This is a genomic window from Streptococcus mitis (genome assembly GCF_946188695.1).
GTDB classification, from domain to species: Bacteria; Bacillota; Bacilli; order Lactobacillales; family Streptococcaceae; genus Streptococcus; species Streptococcus mitis_DF.
Genome location: NZ_CAMHWI010000006.1, coordinates 35755 through 57622 on the forward strand (window position 1 = coordinate 35755; position 21868 = coordinate 57622).

14 protein-coding genes are annotated in these 21868 nt (G+C 40.3%); 11 read left to right on the forward strand and 3 right to left on the reverse strand.

Annotated features, from left to right (window positions below; genetic code table 11):
* The first annotated feature begins 11 nt into the window (after positions 1-11).
* Entirely contained in the window at positions 12-2315 is a 2304-nt protein-coding gene (locus N8L33_RS04045) for a DNA translocase FtsK (RefSeq protein ID WP_314725980.1), read from the forward strand.
* Positions 2316-2748: 433 nt separating this feature from the next.
* Here the strand turns inward: N8L33_RS04045 and N8L33_RS04050 are convergent, their stop codons facing one another.
* A complete protein-coding gene (locus N8L33_RS04050; RefSeq protein WP_033677026.1) occupies positions 2749-3219 on the reverse strand; it encodes an arginine repressor in 471 nt (156 codons plus the stop codon).
* Positions 3220-3237: 18 nt separating this feature from the next.
* Positions 3238-5511, reverse strand: coding sequence for a Xaa-Pro dipeptidyl-peptidase (locus tag N8L33_RS04055; RefSeq protein WP_261058535.1), 2274 nt, complete (start codon positions 5509-5511; stop codon positions 3238-3240).
* 379 nt (positions 5512-5890) lie between these two features.
* Between N8L33_RS04055 and N8L33_RS04060 the strand changes: the two genes are divergently transcribed.
* The 3 genes from N8L33_RS04060 (at position 5891) to pyk (ending at position 11645) form a co-directional block, all read left to right on the forward strand.
* Positions 5891-8992, forward strand: a complete 3102-nt coding sequence (locus tag N8L33_RS04060; protein ID WP_261058537.1) for a DNA polymerase III subunit alpha — start codon at positions 5891-5893, stop codon at positions 8990-8992.
* Positions 8993-9073: 81 nt separating this feature from the next.
* The gene (gene pfkA / locus N8L33_RS04065; RefSeq protein ID WP_000820862.1) at positions 9074-10081 is read left to right on the forward strand and encodes a 6-phosphofructokinase; all 1008 of its coding nucleotides are present in this window, start codon (positions 9074-9076) and stop codon (positions 10079-10081) included.
* Positions 10082-10139: 58 nt separating this feature from the next.
* Entirely contained in the window at positions 10140-11645 is a 1506-nt protein-coding gene (pyk, locus tag N8L33_RS04070) for a pyruvate kinase (RefSeq protein ID WP_261012427.1), read from the forward strand.
* Between the two features lie 392 nt (positions 11646-12037).
* Here pyk and N8L33_RS04075 read toward each other — a convergent pair whose 3' ends face one another.
* A complete protein-coding gene (locus tag N8L33_RS04075; protein ID WP_000204728.1) occupies positions 12038-13024 on the reverse strand; it encodes an L-lactate dehydrogenase in 987 nt (328 codons plus the stop codon).
* A gap of 194 nt (positions 13025-13218) precedes the next feature.
* On the opposite strand from N8L33_RS04075, the gene gyrA reads away from it, so the two are divergent.
* The 7 genes from gyrA (at position 13219) to udk (ending at position 21801) form a co-directional block, all read left to right on the forward strand.
* Positions 13219-15687 carry a DNA gyrase subunit A gene (gyrA, locus tag N8L33_RS04080; RefSeq protein ID WP_261058539.1) on the forward strand — a complete coding sequence of 823 codons (2469 nt, stop codon included), beginning with the start codon at positions 13219-13221 and terminating at the stop codon, positions 15685-15687.
* Positions 15687-16430: a sortase SrtA gene (gene srtA / locus N8L33_RS04085; protein ID WP_023942619.1), complete on the forward strand. Its 744-nt coding sequence runs from the start codon at positions 15687-15689 to the stop codon at positions 16428-16430. The genes gyrA and srtA overlap by 1 nt, the downstream gene beginning before the upstream one ends.
* Positions 16431-16569: 139 nt before the next feature.
* On the forward strand, positions 16570-17367 hold the full coding sequence (locus tag N8L33_RS04090; RefSeq protein ID WP_000254781.1) for a formate/nitrite transporter family protein: 798 nt from the start codon (positions 16570-16572) through the stop codon (positions 17365-17367).
* Between the two features lie 147 nt (positions 17368-17514).
* The gene (locus N8L33_RS04095) at positions 17515-18795 is read left to right on the forward strand and encodes an O-acetylhomoserine aminocarboxypropyltransferase/cysteine synthase family protein (protein WP_060805569.1); all 1281 of its coding nucleotides are present in this window, start codon (positions 17515-17517) and stop codon (positions 18793-18795) included.
* 95 nt (positions 18796-18890) lie between these two features.
* Positions 18891-20165 carry a DUF2130 domain-containing protein gene (locus N8L33_RS04100; protein WP_060805568.1) on the forward strand — a complete coding sequence of 425 codons (1275 nt, stop codon included), beginning with the start codon at positions 18891-18893 and terminating at the stop codon, positions 20163-20165.
* Positions 20166-20174: 9 nt separating this feature from the next.
* Positions 20175-21053: a tRNA pseudouridine(55) synthase TruB gene (gene truB / locus N8L33_RS04105; RefSeq protein ID WP_261058541.1), complete on the forward strand. Its 879-nt coding sequence runs from the start codon at positions 20175-20177 to the stop codon at positions 21051-21053.
* 109 nt (positions 21054-21162) lie between these two features.
* On the forward strand, positions 21163-21801 hold the full coding sequence (gene udk, locus N8L33_RS04110) for a uridine kinase (protein ID WP_078352222.1): 639 nt from the start codon (positions 21163-21165) through the stop codon (positions 21799-21801).
* The last annotated feature ends 67 nt before the right edge of the window (positions 21802-21868 follow it).

A 21868-nucleotide genomic window follows, 5' to 3' on the forward strand; every position in this document is an offset into this window, starting at 1 on the left:
ATAATAGAAGAATGGCAAACAAGAATACAAGTAAAACAAGACGGAGACCGTCTAAAGCAGAACTCGAAAGAAAAGAAGCGATTCAACGAATGTTGATTTCGTTGGGAATCGCGCTTTTATTGATTTTCGCAGCCTTCAAATTAGGGGCTGTAGGTATAACCCTTTACAATTTAATTCGCTTGTTGGTGGGTAGCCTAGCTTATCTGGCAATATTTGGTATCCTGCTCTACCTCTTCTTTTTCAAGTGGATACGAAAACAGGAAGGCCTCCTATCTGGCTTTTTCATTATATTTGCAGGCTTGCTCTTGATTTTTGAGGCCTACTTAGTTTGGAAATATGGTTTGGGCAAGTCTGTTCTAAAGGGAACCATGGCTCAGGTTGTGACTGATTTGACTGGTTTTCGAACGACCAGTTTTGCTGGAGGTGGCTTGATTGGGGTTGCTCTTTATATTCCAACTGCCTTTCTCTTTTCAAATATCGGCACTTACTTTATTGGTTCTATCTTGATTTTAGCAGGCGCTCTCCTAATCAGTCCTTGGTCTATTTACGATATTGCTGAATTTTTCAGTAGAGGATTTGCCAAATGGCGAGAAGGGCATGAGCGTCGAAAAGAGGAACGTTTTGTCAAACAAGAAGAAAAAGCTCGCCAAAAGGCTGAGGAAGAGGCTAGATTAGAACAAGAAGAGGCTGAAAAAACCTTACTCGATTTGCCTCCTATTGATATGGAAACGGGTGAAATTCTGACAGCAGATGTTGTGCTTGACGTTCCACCTGTTCCAGAAGAAGAGTGGGTAGAACCAGAAATCATCCTGCCTCAAGCTGAACTTGAATTCCCTGAACAGGGAGATAACTCTGATGACGAAGATGTTCAGGTCGATTTTTCAGCCAAGGAGGCTCTTGAATACAAACTTCCAAGCTTACAACTCTTTGCCCCTGATAAACCCAAAGACCAGTCTAAAGAGAAGAAAATCGTTCGTGAAAATATCAAAATCCTTGAAGAAACCTTTGTTAGTTTTGGTATCAAGGTAACGGTTGAACGGGCCGAAATTGGGCCATCAGTGACCAAGTATGAAGTCAAGCCAGCAGTAGGTGTAAGGGTCAACCGCATTTCCAATCTAGCAGATGACCTCGCTCTAGCCTTGGCAGCCAAGGATGTTCGAATTGAAGCACCAATTCCTGGGAAATCCTTAGTTGGAATCGAAGTACCCAACTCTGAGATTGCGACTGTATCCTTCCGAGAACTATGGGAACAATCTCAAACAAAAGCAGAAAATCTCTTGGAAATTCCTCTAGGAAAGGCGGTTAATGGCACTGCAAGAGCTTTTGACCTTTCCAAAATGCCCCACTTGCTCGTCGCAGGTTCAACGGGTTCAGGGAAGTCAGTAGCCGTTAACGGCATTATCGCTAGCATCCTCATGAAGGCGAGACCAGACCAGGTCAAGTTTATGATGGTGGACCCTAAGATGGTTGAGTTGTCTGTTTACAATGACATTCCTCATCTCTTGATTCCAGTTGTGACCAATCCACGCAAAGCCAGCAAGGCCCTGCAAAAGGTTGTGGATGAAATGGAAAACCGTTATGAACTCTTTGCCAAGGTAGGAGTCCGTAATATTGCAGGCTTTAATGCCAAGGTAGAAGAGTTTAATACTCAATCTGAGTATAAGCAGATTCCGCTACCGCTCATTGTTGTGATTGTAGATGAGTTGGCTGACCTCATGATGGTGGCCAGCAAGGAAGTGGAAGACGCTATCATTCGTCTTGGACAGAAGGCGCGTGCTGCAGGTATCCACATGATTCTTGCAACCCAGCGTCCATCCGTTGATGTCATCTCTGGTCTAATCAAAGCCAATGTCCCATCTCGAGTGGCTTTTGCGGTATCATCAGGGACAGATTCCCGTACTATCTTGGATGAAAATGGAGCAGAAAAACTGCTTGGCCGAGGTGACATGCTCTTTAAACCGATTGATGAAAATCATCCAGTTCGTCTCCAAGGATCCTTTATCTCGGATGATGATGTTGAACGCATCGTAAACTTCATCAAGGCTCAGGCTGATGCGGACTACGATGAGAGTTTTGATCCAGGTGAGGTTTCTGAAAATGAAGGAGAATTTTCAGATGGTGAATCTGGTGGAGACCCGCTTTTTGAAGAAGCCAAGGCTTTGGTAATCGAAACCCAGAAAGCCAGCGCATCTATGATTCAGCGTCGTTTATCAGTTGGATTTAACCGTGCGACCCGTCTCATGGAAGAGCTTGAGATGGCAGGTGTCATTGGTCCAGCTGAAGGTACCAAGCCAAGAAAAGTATTGCAACAATAAATTTCTCTCTTATACGGAAATGTGAACCTGACGTGATTTGAAGAGGTTTTTGAAGCGGATTATCTATGATGTATAATTAATTGAATCTAAAATAGTACGAAACGACTTTTAAAGCATGAAATTGATTTGAATTCCCTAATAAATTTGTTCACATTTTATTCAAACACTATATCAAGCTGAAACAGGTTTAGAATTTCTTTTAGATATATGAAGACTCCCCTTATAGTTTCTAGTGAAAAACAAATATTCACTAGAAACTATAAGGGGAGCTTTTGTACTCATGTATGAGATAGATTTCTTTTTTTGTTTTATTAAGCTGCATAGCTCACTTTTCAGTAGGAATCAGCTATTGTATTCGCTAGATGTTAGCTGACATCAATTTACTACTGTTTAAAATTTTGAGAGTTCTGCAGTTTTTGAGTTCAGTTTCTATTTATTCACCAAAGAAAAATGGTGGGGCGAACCGTTTCAGCTCTTCAAAGCAATGTTGGGCTGCCTCTGCATCTTCACAGATGACAAGGCAGACATCATCGCCACAGAGGGTAGCTATAGCGTCAGGGAAACTCAAAGCATCAATGATAGAACCAAAGGATTGAGCCAGTCCGGGAAGGGTTTTTAGTAGGACTTGGTGTTGAACTGGGCGCATCAAGACAAGGGCATCTTCCATGTAGAGTTCGAGACGTTTTTCCCATTTTGAGATAGAACCTGTATTGAGCACGTAGTAAGAGTTATCTTCTTCTCGTACTTTTGAGAGGTTCATACTTTTAATATCCCTCGAAAGTGTAGCTTGTGTAACTTGAATATCATTATCAGCAAGAAGAGCTTGTAGCTCAGCTTGAGTATGAATCTTGTTTTTCGTTACAAGAGCTCGTATGAGTTGGTGTCGGTGTTCGGATTTATTCATAATAATTTAACTCCTTTTTTAGTGAGGTATGGTAAGCGTGGACTGAGAGAGGTCGATAGTCAAGTGGTAGTCGGTATTGTCACGGATTGTGATTTCAAAGTCAGTAGTATAGAGGACTAAACGAAGAGTATCTCCTTCTTTTAACTTGTAAATAGTTGGTTGCAGTTCAAATTGCACCTCCATCCATTCATCTGCAGTAATATCCTCTACTAACAGTAAATCATTTCTATTTTGTAAATTAAGGTAACCTTTTGTCACGACTCGTTGTGCATCTGGTCTAAATGGTAATTCACAGAGATTTTCCAACATATGGTAGCGTCCATTATCAATGGTTTTAGCACTTAAAATAGCTGGATAAGGTTGCAGGTATTTCTTTTGTCCAAGTTCCAGTAGTTGAGCAGATAAAAGCCCCTTGTTTGTGCTGGATTTGATGCGAAGATTGAGTTGAGCTCGACCGTTCAAGTGAAGATCCTTAGTCACAGGAAGGTCAATAGTAATCTGATTGGTTTTTCCTTGATAGAGTTCTGTATTGAAGGTCTGGTATGTCTTACCATAACGCTCAAAATCCTTATCTGAGTATTGGTTTTGAATGACTTTCTCTTCTTGACCAAGTGAGAAGGTTTCAAAGTTTTCTTGCCCACCGAACTTATCAAGTGATAACCAAGTCTGAGGGGTTGTATTGTCCTGCCAGATAACAGTAGGAAGTTGGAAATCTGTATCTTGTCCAAGTAATTTCTTTGTCAACAAAGTATTCATGGACTCACGGAAGTCAATGGACTGCCAGTTGTTCATGTAAACATGGGCGCCATTATGGAAAAAGAGGTGCTTATTTATATAAGTAGGAAGAGTATGGAACATCTGGTAAACATGAAGTGGTTTGACATTCCAATCCTGTGAACCGTGGGTAAAGACAACCTCTGCTTTTACATTATGGGCATTGAGCAGATAGTTGCGATCATGCCAAAACTGGTTATAGTCGCCAGTCTTGCGATCCAGTTGTTCTTTTACTTTTTCTAAGTCAGCTTGGTGAGCTTCATTGCCACGGATATAGTCGCCAGCCAAGAGATTACGAGAATAGGTTAACTCAGCAAGGGAGTCAAAGTCCTCACCTGGATAACCGCCTGGACTAGTTACAAGACCGTTTTCACGATAGTAGTTGTACCAAGATGAAATGCCAGCCTCAGCAATGATAACCTCTAAACCATCGACGCCTGTAGTCGCAAGCCCATTTGACATGGTTCCAAGATAGGAAAGTCCAGTTGTGGCTACTTTTCCATTTGACCAGTCAGCCTTGACTTGACGTTGGCGCGTATGGTCGGTAAAGGCACGACAACGACCATTAAGCCAATCAATGACATTTTTATAAGCTTCGATTTGCTGGTAGTCGCCATTAGTCATGAAACCAGTAGAGTCTTTGGTACCAACACCTGAGACATAGAGATTGGCAAAGCCTCTCGGAAGGAAGTAGTCGTTGAGTGTATAGCTAGAGTTGATGTGACTTAGCTTTTCCTCAGTTTCAGCCACAAGCTCAGCTTGGCCTTGGGGTTGGACGAGATTGAGTTGAGGTTCCTCTAACTCGATCTTGTGAGCAGGTTTAACCTCAAGCTCGCCCTCCATCTTGTAGAGAGCTTTGTCACTGGCCTTGTCATTGGTTCCCTGATGATAAGGACTGGCTGTCATGATGGCAGGGATTTGCCCCTCATAATGTGGACGAATAATGCTAACCTTGACTAAGTCTGGTAGCCCTTTTTGGTCAGTATCGACACGAGACTCAACGTAAACGACTTCACGAATGACATCATGGCTAGAAAAAGTAGCCAAACTCTTGCCGTTAAAGTAGTGGTAGTCATTATCCTCCGGAATAAGACCATCACTAACAAGTTGGTCGATAAGAGTATTTCCCTTTTTGGTGCGAGTATTGAGTAACTGATAGAGATTTTCAATCAGGTCACCATATATAATGGGAAATCCAGTTTCTTTACGAAAAACGTCACTATCTTCGAAGTCAACCAAATAAGAAAAGCCTAAAAGTTGAAAAGCAACAGTATAAAAAATATCTGCTGTCAGTTCATCTTCTGATTGAAAAAATGTTAGCAGGTCTGTTTTTTTATCAGCTGCTAGGATGGAAAGTGGATAGTTGGTGTCTTGATAAGTGAAAAAGAAACGACTTAGAAAAGACTCCAACATCTTTTTATTTGTTGACTCAGATGGAAAATCAAATCCATACTTTTTTAATTCATATAAAATAGTATCTCTTGGAAGTGATAAATAGCTGAATTGATTAAAGCGCATAAAACCTCCTTGTAAAATAATAATTAAGGTTATTATATCAAAAAAATAGGAGAAAGGGAATTATTAAGTGAGAAAGAAATTAATTAAAGAATAATGAATATTATTTATATGAAAAACAGGTACAACTCTATAGTCCAAAGCAAGGTATCATAGTAAATAGATTAACTGGATGTGTCTTTCTATTTTAAAAGATATATTCACTTCTTGGGATAAAAAAGTAAAAAAATTACCGGATCATTTGATTCTTTAAATGTATTTTTGCTTTTTTCGTTCAAAAAATTTTACTTTAAGGATAAAATAGAGATAGGAGTCATTGCTTTTGTCTTTCTCTTTTTGAAAATGGTATAATATAGTGAGAAGGATAGAGGAGAAGTGTAAATTGATCGCACAACTAGATACAAAAACAGTCTATAGTTTTATGGAGAGTGTCATTTCAATCGACAAGTATGTGAGAGTAGCAAAAGACTATGGATACACTCATCTGGCTATGATGGATATTGACAATCTTTATGGGGCTTTCGACTTTCTAGAGGTTACAAAAAAATACGGCATTCATCCTTTGCTTGGGCTTGAAATGAATGTGCTTGTAGATGATAAGGAAGTGAATCTGCGCTTTTTAGCTTTATCTAGTGTGGGCTATCAGCAGTTGATGAAACTATCAACAGCCAAGATGCAGGGGGAGAAAAGTTGGTCAGTTCTATCTCAGTATCTAGAGGATATCGCGGTAATTGTGCCTTATTTTGAAGAGCTTGAATCACTAAATCTAGGCTGTGATTACTATATAGGGGTTTACCCAGAAACACTGGCAAGCGAATTTCATCATCCAATCTTGCCCCTCTATCGGGTAAATGCCTTTGAAAGCAGGGATAGAGAAGTTCTGCAAGTCTTAACAGCAATTAAAGAAAACCTACCGCTTAGAGAAGTTCCATTGCGCTCGCGACAAGATGTCTTTATATCAGCAAGTTCTTTAGAAAAATTATTCCTAGAACGTTTTCCGCAAGCCTTGGACAATTTAGAAAAGCTTATTTCAGGTATTTCTTACGACTTGGATACTAGTCTAAAATTGCCTCGTTTTAATCCAGCAAGGCCAGCAGTAGAAGAGTTGAGAGAACGCGCTGAGCTTGGGCTTGCTCAGAAGGGGTTGACTAGTAAAGAATATCAAGACCGTCTAGACCAAGAATTGGCTGTTATTCATGATATGGGCTTTGATGATTATTTCTTGGTTGTCTGGGATTTGCTGCGTTTTGGACGTTCGAATGGCTATTATATGGGAATGGGGCGAGGTTCCGCAGTTGGTAGCTTGGTTTCCTATGCTTTAGACATTACAGGGATTGACCCAGTAGAGAAAAATCTGATTTTTGAACGCTTTCTCAATCGTGAACGCTATACCATGCCTGATATTGATATTGATATTCCTGATATTTATCGTCCAGATTTTATCAGGTATGTTGGCAATAAATATGGCAGTAAACATGCGGCTCAAATCGTTACTTTTTCAACCTTTGGAGCCAAGCAAGCTCTACGAGATGTCTTGAAACGCTTTGGTGTGCCAGAGTATGAATTATCTGCAATTACCAAGAAAATCAGTTTTCGTGATAATCTTAAGTCAGCCTATGAAGGGAACCTACAGTTTCGTCAGCAAATCAATAGTAAGTTAGAATACCAAAAAGCCTTTGAAATTGCCTGCAAGATCGAGGGCTATCCAAGACAAACCTCTGTCCATGCAGCTGGTGTTGTGATTAGCGACCAAGATTTGACCAACTACATACCTCTGAAGCATGGTGATGAAATTCCACTGACTCAATATGATGCTCATGGAGTTGAAGCTAGTGGGCTTTTGAAAATGGACTTTCTGGGACTACGAAATTTGACCTTTGTCCAGAAGATGCAAGAGTTGCTTGCTGAATCAGAAGGTATTCATCTGAAAATAGAAGAAATTGATTTGGAAGACAAAGAAACGCTAGCTCTTTTTGCTTCTGGCAATACAAAAGGTATCTTTCAATTTGAGCAACCTGGTGCCATTCGCTTGCTCAAACGTGTTCAACCAGTCTGTTTTGAAGATGTCGTAGCGACTACTTCCCTAAATAGGCCAGGTGCTAGTGACTACATCAATAATTTTGTGGCAAGAAAACATGGGCAGGAAGAAGTGACTGTTCTGGATCCAGTACTGGAGGATATTTTGGCTCCAACCTATGGCATTATGCTCTATCAGGAGCAGGTTATGCAGGTTGCTCAGCGATTTGCTGGATTTAGTCTTGGGAAAGCCGATATTTTGCGCCGAGCTATGGGGAAAAAGGATGCCTCTGCCATGCATGAGATGAGGGCTTCTTTTATTCAAGGTTCATTAGAAGCTGGACATACTGCGGAAAAGGCAGAGCAGGTCTTTGATGTCATGGAGAAGTTTGCAGGTTATGGTTTTAACAGGTCACATGCCTATGCCTACTCAGCCTTGGCCTTTCAGTTGGCTTATTTCAAAACGCATTATCCAGCCATTTTTTATCAGGTCATGTTGAATTCCGCCAACAGTGATTACTTAACAGATGCCTTAGAAGCAGGCTTTGAAGTAGCGCCTCTGTCCATCAACACCATTCCCTATCACGATAAAATTGCCAACAAGGCCATCTATCTAGGATTGAAATCGATTAAGGGAGTCAGCAATGATCTGGCACTTTGGCTTCTTGAAAACAGACCCTATTCTAACATTGAAGATTTTATAGCTAAATTACCTGAAAATTATTTGAAACTTCCTCTGCTAGAACCTTTGGTAAAAGTTGGTCTTTTCGATTTATTTGAAAAAAATCGTCAAAAAGTATTCAATAATTTAGTTAATCTATTTGAATTTGTAAAAGAGTTAGGAAGCTTGTTTGGTGATACCATTTATAGTTGGCAGGAATCGGAAGATTGGACAGATCAAGAAAAATTCTATATGGAACAAGAGCTCTTAGGGATAGGTGTCAGCAAACACCCACTGCAAGCTATTGCAAGTAAGGCTATTTACCCAATTACACCAATCGGAAATTTGTCAGAAAATAGTCACTCAATTATATTGGTTGAAGTTCAGAAAATAAAAGTAATTCGTACCAAAAAGGGCGAAAACATGGCTTTCTTACAGGTAGATGATAGTAAGAAAAAATTGGATGTCACTCTCTTTTCAGACTTATATCGACAGGTTGGACAGGAAGTAAAAGAGGGAGCCTTCTACTATATAAAAGGAAAAATCCAGTCACGTGATGGTCGTCTGCAAATGATTGCACAAGAAATAAGAGAAGCAGTTGCTGAACGCTTTTGGATACAGGTGAAGAATCATGATTCGGATCAAGAAATTTCACGTATTTTAGACCAATATAAAGGCCAAATCCCAGTCATCATCAGGTATGAAGAGGAACAGAAAACAATCGTTTCTCCCCATCATTTTGTAGCTAAATCCAATGAATTAGAAGCGAAGTTGAATGAAATCGTTATGAAAACGATTTATCGCTAAAAATACGGAAAATAGAAGAATTTTAAAATCAAATGTGGTATAATCAATAAGAATGTTAAAAGAAAAAGGAGCATAACCAATATGAAACGTATTGCTGTTTTGACTAGTGGTGGAGACGCCCCTGGTATGAACGCTGCTATCCGTGCAGTTGTTCGTCAAGCAATTTCAGAAGGAATGGAAGTTTTTGGTATCTATGATGGATATGCTGGTATGGTTGCTGGTGAAATTCATCCCCTAGATGCAGCTTCAGTAGGAGACATCATTTCTCGTGGTGGTACTTTCCTTCACTCAGCTCGCTATCCAGAGTTCGCTCAACTTGAAGGGCAACTTAAAGGGATTGAGCAATTGAAAAAACACGGGATTGAAGGTGTAGTTGTTATCGGTGGTGACGGTTCTTACCACGGCGCTATGCGTTTGACTGAACATGGCTTCCCAGCTATCGGTCTTCCAGGTACAATCGATAACGATATCGTTGGTACTGACTTTACAATCGGTTTTGACACAGCGGTTACAACTGCTATGGATGCTATCGATAAGATTCGTGATACATCATCAAGTCACCGTCGTACTTTTGTAATCGAAGTTATGGGACGTAACGCTGGTGATATCGCTCTTTGGGCTGGTATTGCAACTGGTGCTGATGAAATCATCATTCCTGAAGAAGGATTCAAGATTGAAGATATCGTAGAAAGCATTAAATGTGGTTATGAGTGTGGTAAAAAACACAATATCATCGTCTTGGCAGAAGGTGTTATGTCAGCAGCTGAATTTGGTAAAAAACTAAAAGAAGCTGGTGATACAAGCGACCTTCGTGTAACAGAACTTGGACATATTCAACGTGGTGGTTCTCCAACTGCGCGTGACCGTGTATTGGCGTCACGTATGGGTGCGCATGCTGTTAAACTTCTTAAAGAAGGTATCGGTGGTGTTGCGGTTGGTATCCGTAATGAAAAAATGGTTGAAAATCCAATTCTTGGTACTGCAGAAGAAGGAGCATTGTTTAGCCTTACTGCAGAAGGTAAGATTGTGGTTAACAACCCACACAAAGCCGATATTGAGCTATCTAGCTTGAATAAGAGCTTGTCATAATTTACAATTTAGTTAATAAGACCAAAAAGGTCATATATATAAAGGAGTCACAAAAATCATGAACAAACGTGTAAAAATCGTTGCAACTTTGGGTCCTGCGGTAGAAATCCGTGGTGGTAAAAAATTCGGTGAGGACGGATACTGGGGTGAAAAACTTGATGTTGAAGCTTCAGCTAAAAACATTGCTAAATTGATTGAAGCTGGTGCTAACACATTCCGTTTCAACTTCTCACACGGTGACCACCAAGAACAAGGTGAGCGTATGGCAACTGTTAAACTTGCTGAAAAACTTGCAGGTAAAAAAGTTGGTTTCCTTCTTGATACAAAAGGACCAGAAATCCGTACAGAATTGTTTGAAGGTGAAGCTAAAGAGTATTCATACAAAACAGGTGAAAAAATCCGTGTTGCAACTAAACAAGGAATCAAATCAACTCGTGAAGTGATTGCATTGAACGTTGCTGGTGCTCTTGATATCTATGATGATGTTGAAGTTGGTCGTCAAGTTTTGGTTGACGATGGTAAACTTGGTCTTCGTGTGGTCGCTAAAGATGACGCAACTCGTGAATTTGAAGTTGAAGTTGAAAATGATGGTATCATCGCTAAACAAAAAGGTGTGAACATTCCTAACACTAAAATTCCTTTCCCAGCTCTTGCTGAACGCGATAACGACGATATCCGTTTCGGTCTTGAACAAGGTATCAACTTCATCGCTATTTCATTCGTACGTACTGCAAAAGACGTGAACGAAGTTCGTGCAATCTGTGAAGAAACTGGAAACGGACACGTTCAATTGTTCGCTAAAATCGAAAACCAACAAGGTATCGATAACTTGGATGAAATCATTGAAGCAGCTGATGGTATCATGATCGCTCGTGGTGACATGGGTATCGAAGTACCATTCGAAATGGTTCCAGTTTACCAAAAAATGATTATCACTAAAGTCAATGCTGCAGGTAAAGTTGTTATCACTGCAACAAACATGCTTGAAACAATGACTGAAAAACCACGTGCAACTCGTTCAGAAGTATCAGACGTATTTAACGCTGTTATCGATGGAACTGATGCTACAATGCTTTCAGGTGAGTCTGCAAACGGTAAATACCCACTTGAGTCAGTAACTACAATGGCTACAATCGATAAGAACGCTCAAACTCTTCTTAACGAATACGGACGTTTGAACTCAGATTTATTCGAACGTAACTCTAAGACAGAAGTAATGGCTTCAGCTGTCAAAGATGCTACTAACTCAATGGACATTAAATTGGTTGTAACTCTTACTAAGACAGGTCACACTGCACGTTTGATCTCTAAATACCGTCCAAATGCTGATATCTTGGCATTGACATTCGACGAATTGACAGAACGTGGTTTGATGTTGAACTGGGGTGTTATCCCAATGTTGACAGATGCTCCATCATCAACTGATGATATGTTTGAAATTGCTGAACGTAAAGCAGTTGAAGCAGGTCTAGTAGAATCTGGTGACGATATCGTTATTGTTGCTGGTGTACCAGTTGGAGAAGCTGTACGTACAAACACAATGCGTATCCGTACAGTACGTTAATTAATAGAAAAATAGCCTATCATATCAAGCTTTCTAGCCTGTATGATGGGCTTTTTTTGTATATGAGCAAAGTTTTTACTTTTGATTTAATGCAACTGTAGCTAAAGAGTAAATCGTTGCTTGTTCCATACTTTTTGTGATGTGAGTATAAATCTGATTGGTAGTCTTTTTGTCTTCATGCCCAAGCTATGACATGATAGCTTTTAAAGGGATGTTGTTTTTTGAACGAAAATTTCATAAAATGTTTAGTTCTTATAGTGAATTACAGCTAGAATAGTACGCCGTGGCTGCTAAAATATTTCTAGAAATTAATTTGTTCATATCTTATTTCAATCTACTATAATACAGAAAAAAACAACTCCCTGATGATCAAGGAGTTGTCTATGGCTAAATTAGTTTTTTGAAGCTGCTTGGAATTCTGGATTTTTCCATGCTTCGTCAATGATAGCTTGCAATTCTTTAGCAGATGCTTGCATTTTTTGAGTTTCTGCGTCGTTCAATGGGATATTTACTGGACGAACAATACCATGTGCACCTACAACAGCTGGTTGACCGATAAAGACGTTTTTAACTCCGTATTGACCTTCTTGGAATACTGAAAGTGGAAGTACTGCGTTTTCGTCGTCAAGGATTGCTTTAGTGATACGAGCAAGGGCTACTGCGATACCGTAGTATGTTGCACCTTTTTTGTTGATGATTGTGTAGGCTGCATCACGAACACCTTCGAACAATTCAATCAATTCAGCTTCTTGAACATTTTGAGTGTCTTTAAGGAATTCTTCAAGGTTTACACCAGCGATGTTTGCGTGTGACCAAACGGCGAACTCAGAGTCACCGTGTTCACCCATGATGTAAGCGTGAACTGAACGAGCATCTACATCCAATTTTTCAGCAAGTGCTTGACGGAAACGAGCTGAGTCAAGTGAAGTACCTGAACCGATAACGCGTTCTTTAGGGAAACCAGAGAATTTCCAAGTTGAGTAAGTCAAAACGTCAACTGGGTTAGCAGCAACAAGGAAGATACCTTTGAAACCTGATTCAACAACTTGAGTTACGATTGATTTGTTGATAGCAAGGTTTTTACCTACAAGGTCAAGACGAGTTTCACCTGGTTTTTGAGGCGCACCTGCAGTGATCACAACAAGGTCAGCGTCTGCACAGTCAGAGTATTGAGCTGCATAGATTTTTTTAGGTGAAGTGAAGGCAAGGGCGTGACTAAGGTCAAGCGCGTCACCAACAGCTTTTTCATGCAATTGTGGAATTTCGATAATTCCAAGCTCTTGTGCAATTCCTTGGTTAACAAGTGCAAAAGCGTAAGATGAACCTACAGCACCATCTCCGACAAGGATAACTTTTTTGTGTTGTTTAGTTGAAGTCATTGTTCTAAACATCTCCTTAATTTTATTCAGGGATTTCCCCAGTTATTTTAATTCTATCACTTTTAAAAAGCTTTGTCACGGATATACCTTTCAGTTCTTGATGTAAACGTTTTAGCTAATTTGGATACCTGAAATATGGCGGACATTATGGTATAATATTATTAATTACTAATAGTGAAATGAGGCATTTATTAATGCAGGATAGAAATTTAGTGAATGTCAATCTGACAAAGGAGATGAAGACGAGCTTTATCGATTACGCCATGAGTGTTATCGTAGCGCGGGCTCTTCCTGATGTTCGAGATGGCTTGAAACCTGTTCACCGTCGGATTCTCTATGGAATGAATGAATTGGGTGTTACTCCAGACAAACCCCATAAAAAATCTGCTCGTATTACAGGGGACGTCATGGGTAAATACCACCCACACGGGGATTCCTCTATCTATGAAGCAATGGTTCGCATGGCTCAATGGTGGAGTTACCGTTACATGCTTGTAGATGGGCATGGAAACTTTGGTTCCATGGACGGTGATGGTGCTGCCGCCCAGCGTTACACTGAGGCACGTATGAGCAAGATTGCTCTAGAAATGCTTCGAGATATCAATAAGAATACGGTTGATTTCGTTGATAACTATGATGCTAATGAACGTGAACCCTTGGTCTTGCCAGCTCGTTTTCCAAACCTCTTGGTCAATGGAGCAACTGGTATTGCTGTTGGGATGGCTACCAACATTCCTCCTCACAATTTAGGTGAAACCATTGATGCAGTGAAGTTAGTTATGGACAATCCTGAAGTGACCACTAAGGACTTGATGGAAGTCTTGCCTGGGCCAGATTTTCCAACTGGTGCTCTTGTTATGGGGAAATCAGGTATTCATAAGGCTTATGAAACAGGTAAAGGTTCTATTGTCCTTCGTTCACGTACTGAAATTGAAGAAACTAAGACTGGCCGTGAGCGCATCGTTGTAACGGAATTTCCTTATATGGTCAATAAAACAAAGGTGCATGAGCATATTGTTCGTTTGGTTCAGGAAAAACGTATTGAGGGCATCACAGCAGTTCGTGATGAATCAAACCGTGAAGGTGTTCGATTTGTTATTGAAGTTAAGCGCGATGCCTCAGCCAATGTTATCCTCAATAACCTCTTCAAGATGACCCAGATGCAAACCAACTTTGGTTTCAATATGCTTGCTATCCAAAATGGTGTACCGAAGATTTTGTCCCTTCGTCAGATTTTGGATGCTTATATCGAGCACCAAAAAGAAGTGGTCGTTCGTCGTACTCGTTTTGATAAGGAAAAAGCGGAAGCACGTGCTCATATCTTAGAAGGTCTCTTGATTGCGCTAGACCATATCGACGAAGTGATCCGTATCATCCGTGCTAGTGAAACAGATGCGGAAGCACAAGCTGAGTTGATGAGTAAGTTTAAGCTTTCTGAACGTCAAAGTCAGGCTATACTAGACATGCGTCTTCGTCGTTTGACAGGTTTGGAACGCGATAAGATTCAGTCTGAATATGATGACCTCTTGGCTCTGATTGCAGATTTGGCGGATATTCTTGCTAAGCCAGAACGTGTTTCTCAAATCATCAAAGACGAATTGGACGAAGTTAAGCGTAAGTTTGGCGACCAACGTCGTACAGAGTTGATGGTCGGTGAAGTCTTGAGTCTTGAAGATGAGGACTTGATTGAAGAATCGGATGTCTTGATTACGCTTTCTAACAAGGGATACATTAAACGTCTGGACCAAGCTGAGTTTACTGCTCAAAAACGTGGTGGCCGCGGTGTTCAAGGAACAGGTGTCAAAGATGACGATTTTGTTCGTGAGTTAGTGTCAACTAGCACCCATGATCACCTGCTCTTCTTTACAAATAAAGGACGTGTCTATCGTCTTAAAGGTTATGAAATTCCTGAGTATGGTCGGACGGCCAAAGGGCTACCAGTAGTTAATCTCTTGAAATTGGATGAAGGCGAAAGTATTCAGACTATTATCAATGTTGAGTCTGAACGCAGTGATGATGCTTATCTCTTCTTTACAACCCGTCACGGTATTGTGAAGAGAACGAGCGTTAAGGAATTTGCTAATATTCGTCAAAATGGACTTAAAGCACTGAATCTTAAAGATGAAGATGAGTTAATTAATGTCTTGTTGACGGAAGAAGAGACGGATATTATTATTGGTACCAAGTTTGGTTATGCAGTTCGCTTTAATCAATCAGCCGTTCGCGGCATGAGTCGTATCGCCACAGGTGTGAAAGGTGTGAATCTCCGTGAGGGAGACACAGTTGTTGGTGCTAGTGTGATTACAGACCAGGATGAGGTTCTTATCATTACTGAAAAAGGATATGGTAAGCGTACAGTCGCTACTGATTATCCAACAAAAGGTCGTGGTGGTAAAGGGATGAAGACGGCTAATGTAGCTGAGAAAAATGGTCCTCTATCAGGTCTCTTGACTGTAAAAGGTGATGAAGACTTGATGATTATCACTGATACAGGTGTCATGATTCGAACCAATGTTGCCGATATTTCACAAACAGGACGCTCAACTATGGGAGTTAAAGTAATGCGTCTGGATCAAGATGCTAAAATTGTGACCTTTACAACGGTTGCAGCGGCAGAAAAAGAAGAAGTTGGGACAGAAAACGAAACAGAAGGTGAAGCATAATGTCTCAAAAAAATAATAAAAAGAAAAACAAACGAAAAAATCTACTGACCAATATCCTGGCAGGATTTCTGATACTACTATCAATTGCTTTGATTTTTAATGCTAAAATTCGTGATATTTTCATAGTTTGGAATACCAATAAGTACCAAGTTAGTCAGGTATCAAAAGAAAAAATAGAAGAAAATCAGGATACAGAAGGAAATTTTGATTTTGATTCTGTCAATGCTATCTCTTCTGAAGCGGTTCTAGCTTCTCAATGGGATGCTCAAAAATTACCAGTTATCGGCGGAATTGCAGTTCCTGAATTAGAAATGAATCTGCCAATTTTTAAAGGTCTTGATAATGTCAATCTCTTCTATGGTGCTGGTACGATGAAACGCGATCAAGTGATGGGGAAAGGAAATTATAGTCTAGCTAGTCATCATATTTTTGGTGTCAATAATGCTAATAAAATGTTATTTTCTCCTTTGGATAACGCTAAAAATGGTATGAAGATTTATCTAACCGATAAGGATAAAGTTTATACTTATGAAATACGTGAAGTCAAACGTGTTACACCGGATCGTGTTGATGAAGTTGATGATAGAGATGGGGTAAATGAGATTACATTAGTAACCTGTGAAGACCTTGCTGCTACAGAACGTATTATTGTAAAAGGCGATTTGAAAGAAACAAAAGATTATTCACAAACATCTGATGAAATCCTAACAGCTTTCAATCAACCATATAAACAATTTTATTAATACAAATCAGTGAAATCCTGGATTTCACTGATTTTTTAAGCTTTTCATAAGAATAAACTTTTATGAAATACAGAAAACGCTTCCTTAATTTTAACGTTTGTGATATAATTATCAGGTAAAAAATTTTTAGGAGTTTATTATGGTTTCTTCAGAATTTATCTCAAAGATTGAATTTGCTTGCAAGAAGAAAGAAAGTCTTTATAGTCAAAGCAAATTTAAGTATGCGATTCGTTCTATGTTCGCAGGTGCATTTTTAACCTTCAGTACAGCTGCTGGTGCAGTTGGGGCTGATTTGATTAATAAAATTGCGCCAGGTAGTGGACGATTCCTCTTCCCATTTGTCTTTGCTTGGGGATTGGCCTACATTGTTTTCTTGAATGCCGAGTTGGTAACATCAAACATGATGTTCTTGACTGCTGGTAGTTTCTTGAAAAAAATCTCTTGGAGAAAAACAGCTGAGATTTTACTTTACTGTACCTTGTTTAACCTTATCGGGGCTTTGATAGCAGGTTGGGGCTTTGCTCATTCGGCAGCCTATGCAAATCTGACTCATGATAGTTTTATCTCTGGGGTTGTAGAGATGAAGTTAGGCCGTTCAAATGAATTAATCTTGCTTGAGGCGATTTTGGCAAATATTTTCGTAAATATTGCGATTCTTTCATTTGTTTTGGTCAAAGATGGTGGTGCCAAACTTTGGCTTGTGTTGTCAGCGATTTACATGTTTGTATTTTTAACAAACGAGCACATTGCGGCGAACTTTGCTTCTTTCGCGATTGTGAAATTCAGTGTTGCTGCTGACTCAATTGCTAACTTCGGTGTTGGAAATATGCTTCGTCACTGGGGTGTAACCTTCATCGGAAACTTTATCGGAGGAGGCCTCTTGATGGGTCTTCCATATGCCTTCCTCAATAAAAATGAAGATACTTATGTAGATTAAGAAAATGAGCACGATTGAGTCGTGCTTTTTTCATTTTCAAAATAAGGTAATAGCTATTTCTTATATCAAAATATAGAAAACTGATATTTGTAAACTATAACTTAAGGTGCTACAATATCTTTAATGAAACTATATGGAGGTCGCCTTATGACTCGTGATTTTAAATTTGAAACCTTACAATTGCATGCTGGGCAAGTAGTTGATCCAGCAACTAAGTCTCGTGCAGTGCCGATTTATCAGACAACATCCTTTGTTTTTGATGACACGCAGGAAGGTGCCGATTTATTTGCCTTGAGAAAACCAGGGAACATTTATACTCGTATCACCAACCCTACAACAGCTGCCTTTGAAGAAAGAATTGCTGCTCTTGAAGGTGGTGTTGGAGCTCTTGCAACAGCATCAGGTATGGCTGCAGTGACTTATACGATTTTGGCGCTTGCCCATGCTGGTGATCATGTAGTAGCGGCATCAACTATTTACGGCGGGACCTTCAATCTTTTGAAAGAAACCCTTCCTCGTTATGGGATCACAACAACCTTTGTGGACGTGGATAATTTGGAGGAAGTAGAAGCAGCTATCAATGACAATACTAAGCTTGTCTTGATTGAAACCTTGGGGAATCCTCTGATTAACATTCCTGACTTGGAAAAATTGGCTGAGATTGCTCATAAACACCAGATTCCACTCGTTTCAGATAATACCTTTGCTACACCTTACTTGATTAATGTCTTTTCTCACGGTGTAGATATTGCCATTCACTCTGCGACTAAGTTTATCGGTGGGCATGGTACGACTATTGGAGGAGTGATTGTCGATAGTGGGCGTTTTGACTGGGCGGCTTCAGGTAAATTTCCTCAATTTGTTGAGGAAGATCCAAGTTACCATAACTTGAGCTATACTCGTGATGTGGGTGCAGCAGCCTTTATTATCGCTGTTCGTGTTCAATTGCTTCGTGATACAGGTGCGGCCTTGTCACCATTTAATGCCTTTCTCTTACTTCAAGGACTTGAAACCCTTTCACTTCGTGTGGAACGTCATGTACAAAATGCAGAGAAAATTGTTGATTTCCTTGTCAACCATCCTAAGGTAGAAAAAGTTAACTATCCAAAATTAGCAGATAGTCCTTATCATGCCTTGGCTGAGAAATATTTACCAAAAGGTGTGGGCTCAATCTTTACCTTCCATGTCAAAGGTGGGGAAGCAGAAGCACGCAAGGTAATTGATCATTTAGAAATTTTTTCTGACCTAGCAAACGTGGCAGATGCTAAATCGCTTGTTGTCCATCCAGCAACAACCACTCATGGTCAATTGTCAGAAAAAGACCTAGAAGCAGCTGGTGTCACACCAAACCAAATCCGCTTGTCAATCGGTCTTGAAAATGTAGATGATTTGATTGAAGACTTGCGCTTAGCCTTGGAAAAAATTTAAAGAAAAAGAAGATAAACAGTGGGTTTCGACTCGCTGTTTTTGATTTTCCTTCAGGCATGATATAATGGTTACAGAAGTCTAGAAAGAGGAACGATATGAACGAAATCAAATGCCCCAACTGTGGGGAAGTCTTTACAGTAAATGAAAGTCAGTATGTCGAACTTCTGTCTCAAGTGAGAACAGCAGAGTTTGATAAGGAACTACATGAGCGGATGAAGCAGGAACTGGCCTTGGTTGAGCAAAAGGCCATGAATGAACAACAGTCTAAACTAGCTCAAAAAGACCAAGAAATTGCACAATTGCAGAGTCAAATCCAAAACTTTGATACAGAAAAAGAATTGGCCAAGAAAGAGGTTGAACAGACAAGCCATCAGGCCTTATTGGCTAAGGACAAGGAAGTACAGGCCTTGGAAAACCAATTGGCTACCTTGCGTTTGGAGCATGAAAATCAACTGCAAAAGACCCTTTCTGACCTAGAAAAAGAACGTGATCAGGTTAAAAACCAGCTTCTTTTACAAGAAAAAGAAAACGAGCTTTCTCTTGCTTCTGTTAAACAAAACTATGAAGCCCAGCTTAAAGCAGCCAGTGAACAGGTCGAGTTCTATAAGAATTTCAAAGCCCAGCAATCTACAAAAGCCATCGGGGAAAGTCTGGAACAGTATGCAGAGAGTGAGTTTAACAAGGTCCGTAGTTTCGCCTTTCCAAATGCCTACTTTGAGAAGGATAACAAGGTTTCTGCGCGTGGGTCTAAGGGGGACTTTATCTTCTGTGAGAGTGATGAAAATGGGGTCGAAATTATTTCCATCATGTTTGAAATGAAAAATGAAGCAGATGGAACAGAGAAGAAGCACAAGAATGCAGATTTTTACAAGGAATTGGACAAGGACCGTCGGGAGAAGAACTGTGAGTATGCCGTTTTGGTGACCATGCTTGAGGCCGATAATGACTACTTTAACACAGGGATTGTTGACGTCAGCCACGAGTATGAAAAGATGTATGTGGTCCGTCCTCAGTTCTTTATTCAGTTGATTGGGCTTTTGCGTAATGCGGCGCTTAATTCTCTAAAATATAAGCAGGAGTTGGCCTTTGTTCGCGAACAAAATATTGACATCACTCATTTTGAGGAAGACTTGGATGCCTTTAAACTAGCCTTTGCTAAGAACTATAACTCAGCTTCGACTAATTTTGGCAAAGCTATCGATGAAATTGACAAGGCCATCAAACGCATGGAAGAAGTCAAGAAATTCCTGACAACTTCTGAAAACCAACTCCGTCTAGCTAACAACAAATTAGAAGATGTTTCTGTTAAAAAATTGACCCGTAAAAATCCAACTATGAAAGCAAAGTTTGAAGCGCTGAAGGGGGAGTAGAAAGCAAAAATGAACGGTATTATTAACTTAAAAAAAGAAGCAGGGATGACCTCGCATGATGCGGTTTTTAAACTGCGTAAGATTTTGGGAACTAAGAAGATTGGTCATGGTGGGACCTTGGATCCGGATGTGGTGGGTGTTTTGCCGATTGCAGTTGGTAAGGCGACACGAATGGTCGAGTTTATGCAGGATGAGGGCAAGGTCTATGAGGGTGAAATCACTCTTGGTTATTCAACGACGACTGAGGATGCCAGTGGGGAAGTGGTCGAAGAGACACCCGTTCTGTCGCCCTTGGATGAAAAGCTTGTCGATGAAGCGATTGCTAGCTTGACTGGACCTATTACTCAGATTCCACCTATGTATTCAGCTGTTAAGGTTAATGGTCGTAAGCTTTATGAGTATGCGCGTGCTGGTCAGGAAGTGGAGCGTCCAGAACGTCAGGTGACTATTTATAGCTTTGAGCGGACAAGTCCGATTTCTTATGATGGCCAACTTGCAAGATTCACTTTTCGTGTGAAATGTAGTAAGGGGACTTATATCCGTACCTTGTCTGTTGACTTGGGAGAAAAATTGGGTTATGCGGCTCATATGTCGCACTTGACACGAACAAGTGCTGCAGGCTTACAATTAGAAGATGCTCTTACCTTGGAAGAAATTGCTGAAAAAGTGGAGGCTGGTCAATTAGACTTTCTCCATCCTCTAGAGATTGGGACAGGCGACCTTGTCAAAGTTTTCCTAAGTCCAGATGAGGCTACAGAAGTGCGCTTTGGTCGTTTTATCGAACTCGAACAAACAGAACAAGAATTGGCTGCTTTTGAAGATGATAAATTGCTAGCCATTCTAGAGAAGCGAGACCATCTCTACAAGCCAAGGAAGGTTTTTAGCTAGTCTAACTGAGGTGTAGGTAGTGTTATTTCCCCTAGACTATCCAAATCAGACTATAAATTTTGCAAAAAATGTGATAGAATAGACGACGGATAAAAAAACGGAGGATAGCATGCAAAATAGACCAATCATTATCGGAGTGACAGGTGGTTCTGGTGGTGGTAAGACCAGTGTTTCAAGAGCCATTTTATCGCATTTCCCTGATGAAAAGATTTCCATGATTGAGCATGATTCATACTACAAGGATCAGTCTCATTTGACCTTTGAAGAGCGTGTCAAAACCAACTACGACCATCCTTTTGCCTTTGATACAGACTTGATGATTGAGCAGATTAAGGAATTGTTGGCAGGGCGTCCGGTGGACATTCCGACTTATGACTATACAGAGCATACACGAAGCAACAAGACTTATCGTCAGGAGCCTCAAGATGTCTTTATCGTTGAGGGCATTTTGGTCTTGGAGGACAAGCGCCTGCGCGATTTGATGGATATCAAGATTTTTGTGGATACAGATGATGATGTGCGCATTATTCGTCGTATCAAGCGCGATATGGAGGAGCGAGGTCGTAGCCTTGATAGCGTTATTGACCAGTACTTAGGTGTGGTTAAACCTATGTATCATCAGTTTATCGAGCCAACCAAGCGTTATGCTGATATCGTCATTCCTGAAGGGGTCAGCAATACGGTGGCTATCGACCTGTTGACGACCAAGATTGAAAAGATTTTGGAAGAAGCTCGAAACAGCAAATAATCAGATGTGGAGGCCTTGCCTCCTTTTTTTATTTTTCCCTCATAATGGTACATAAATGGAGATTTTT